This is a genomic window from Acinetobacter ursingii DSM 16037 = CIP 107286, assembly GCF_000368825.1.
Taxonomy (GTDB): domain Bacteria; phylum Pseudomonadota; class Gammaproteobacteria; order Pseudomonadales; family Moraxellaceae; genus Acinetobacter; species Acinetobacter ursingii.
This window is the reverse complement of record NZ_KB849719.1, coordinates 198,881-201,667: the sequence shown is the minus strand read 5'-3', so window position 1 is coordinate 201,667 and position 2,787 is coordinate 198,881. Positions and strand designations below refer to the sequence as shown.

Annotated in this window: 3 protein-coding genes; all 3 read right to left on the bottom strand. The window is 38.8% G+C overall.

Features of this window, described 5'->3' with window-relative positions:
* Nucleotides 1-349: 349 nt before the first annotated feature.
* Nucleotides 350-1,315, bottom strand: a complete 966-nt coding sequence (locus F944_RS15945) for a recombination directionality factor (protein WP_004992814.1) — start codon at nt 1,313-1,315, stop codon at nt 350-352.
* 209 nt (nt 1,316-1,524) lie between these two features.
* Complete coding sequence (locus F944_RS15940; RefSeq protein ID WP_004992813.1) at nt 1,525-2,568, bottom strand: YqaJ viral recombinase family nuclease; 1,044 nt, start codon at nt 2,566-2,568, stop codon at nt 1,525-1,527.
* A 67-nt stretch (nt 2,569-2,635) separates the two neighbouring features.
* Nucleotides 2,636-2,787: integrase core domain-containing protein (locus F944_RS17030; protein ID WP_004992806.1), on the bottom strand; the 152-nt coding region annotated here is incomplete at its 5' end.

Genomic DNA, 2,787 nt, shown 5'->3' with positions numbered 1-2,787 from the left:
TAGACCAGTTATCAAAAACTTCATTGATGACTTTATTCTCGATAAAAATCATCTGCTACCACAGAGAATCTATAAATAATAGTGCGTAAGTCCTATATACTATTTTATATTTTAACTACCTATCTAGACATAAAGCTAGACAACTCTGTATAGATACGACTATATATGTCGCAGATAAATATAATAACTGGCGGTAATGCTCCCGAAAATTATAACATTTCAATTCCTGAAAAATATTTAGAAAAATATAATCTGAATAACTACTACCGTTCACTATTTATTCATCACTGGACAATATAAAAGTACAATATGAGTGAAGTCATCTTGTACTTTTAGTGATTTATTAAATCTAATTTACTGCTCTCACACTCCCCTGCAATCCCTGCTGTATATCCTGCACAAATCCGTCACCTTGATTCGGCTTAAGCTTGGTTTTGGCTCTAGTTCTAGTCTCAGACTGTACCTGTACACCTTGTACATTTTCAGGTAATATTTGTTCAATATCTGAATTTTCCTCCGTATAAAACTCCTCCACTAAATCCAACCCTTCTTCCGAATTCACCTCAAACTTTGCATTAGCAAAACATTGCCGTGCCATTTGATCTAATGCTAGTTGATTAAAGCCACTCTGCTTACTTTGCTGATCAATCTCTTGCGCCATCTGAATCGCTTGTTGAAGATTAACGTCATCACGTAGGGTCAAATCCACGTAATACACAGGGATACGATAACTTTGAGTTGTCGATTTTCCTCTCAAAGTCAATTGCAGTGGTAGACACGAAAGTAAGCCATTCGAAGCAGCATGGTAATAACTCAGTCGTGCTGCTAAAGTCCGAATGCTGTTAAAACCAGTGGTTCTGAAAATGAATGTACCGAGTTCATCCGATTCATCTAAATTGACATGTAGTCTGCCGAAAGGTTTACAGTTACTTCCTTGTGCTAAAGGGCATAAATCAGGAGCTGGGCATGGATGTTGTTCAACCCCTTGATCGGTGAGACGCTGACAGGTTTGTCCATTGCCAATACAAATGGGACGACCTGTCTGACGATCAAATAGGCTATATTCAGCACGTAGATTAAGTTCAGGATCGTTAAAGATCATTCTTACTGGAATTGTACGAAGTTTTTGATTTGGTGCTTTGCTTCTAAGCTGTTCATCAAGCGGATGCTTTACCCATCCATCCTTATTTTGGATTTGACTGGTAATTGTAAATTGATCGTCCTTTTCAGGCAGACGTTTACCGTTCTTTTCGACCACTTTACCTATACTGATTCTACCCAGTATTGGCGGTGTAATCGCTAAACCTTTGATCATGTTATTTGTCCTATAAATAAAATTTTACTGCTTACCCTTTGTTATGTAAGTAAACAGAAATATGAAAAGCTATGACTTCGCAAAGACTGCCATTTGGATTCACCACACCTTCGGGTGTTGGTGAATCGGGGCGGTTTTTTGCACTTTTGGGAAGAATGGATATTTCATGCATATATAGTTAGCGATATAGATGCATGGTTTTGATAGGGTCAGTCATCATCGCTATAAATTTGAAAACGCCGTGTACCCACTTTGTTTTGTGGAAATTGATTGATCAGCTCAGGATGAAGTTTCAGTAACGCTTTACTATCTAAACCAAAAGAATCTTTAGAGCGTTTCCACGTCACTGAACCTGTTTGAAAAGTTGCTCGTTCCGCATCTTTCATTAACATTTGGATTTGATGCTTGGTTTCATCAAAGTTATTTTGATGGGCTTCGATGTGATGTTTCTCTTGAAGCAGTTGAATGAATAAGTGATTGGCTTGTTCATTTTGACTCAAGTCTTCTACCGTTAATGGAATATGCTGGGGATAGAGTTGCTGAATAGCTTTGGCTGCTGATTCACTGGCATCGACTGAAGGTGGTGTATCATTTTCCACACATTCCCAAAAGTAACGTTCAGCATTGACAATATGTTCAATCACAGATTCCGAACGTGTCACTTTATAGATTCGAGTTTCATGCCCACAGATCAGTACACAAATATGCGCTGCCTTTTTGCCTGTTACTGCCAGTTGATGTTGCACCTGACACAACACGTATAAAGGCACTCCATCTCGCCATAGCTTCGCGCCATATTCTCCTGCGGTTTTACATTCTAAAATCTGTACTTCATCACTCCCCACCACAGAGTAATCCAAGTTAGCTAGCATAAAATGCTTATCTGCTTCAGGATGCTGTAGGACTGCATTGATACGACGAACTTTGTTATTGGTGTGCATGCTGTAATATTCAGCAACCAAAGGTTCAAGTTGTTTGCCCCAATATAACGGTGCATGTCCTGAGCTTTCATCTTCAATCGATTGTTTGACTCGACCTGTCTTGATCATCCAAAGCTCAAGCATCGACATATAGGGATTCAGTCCACATGCAGCAGCACAATCACTACTCCCGATACCTTGACGACGAACTTCCAACCATTCTGCTTGAGTCATATTTTTAGTATTCACTAGGCGTTTAGCAGTAAATAATTTTGGTGCAATAAAAGGTGTGCTTGCTTGTTGAACAGATGGGTTTAATATTGCTGTATTCATGTTGAAAGAGGTGGTCCCACATGTTTGAACAACTAAAAGCTTATTTATAAGTGATACTCTGCTCTAGTTAAGCTACCTTATTTTGTTGTGGTAGCTGGTCATAGTAAAACTCATCTGGAGTCATTTTGTCCAGACTCGAATGAGGTCGTTTCAAATTATAAAATTCAAAATATGCGTTTAATTGCTTCTTCGCATCCAAAACATTGCTGTAGGCTTTGA

What these genes read in the sequence shown, in the direction of transcription:
- F944_RS15945 (WP_004992814.1), bottom strand. Translation starts at nt 1,315, where the DNA reads ATGATCAAAGGTTTAGCGATTACACCGCCAATACTGGGTAGAATCAGT.
- F944_RS15940 (WP_004992813.1), bottom strand. Translation starts at nt 2,568, where the DNA reads ATGAATACAGCAATATTAAACCCATCTGTTCAACAAGCAAGCACACCT.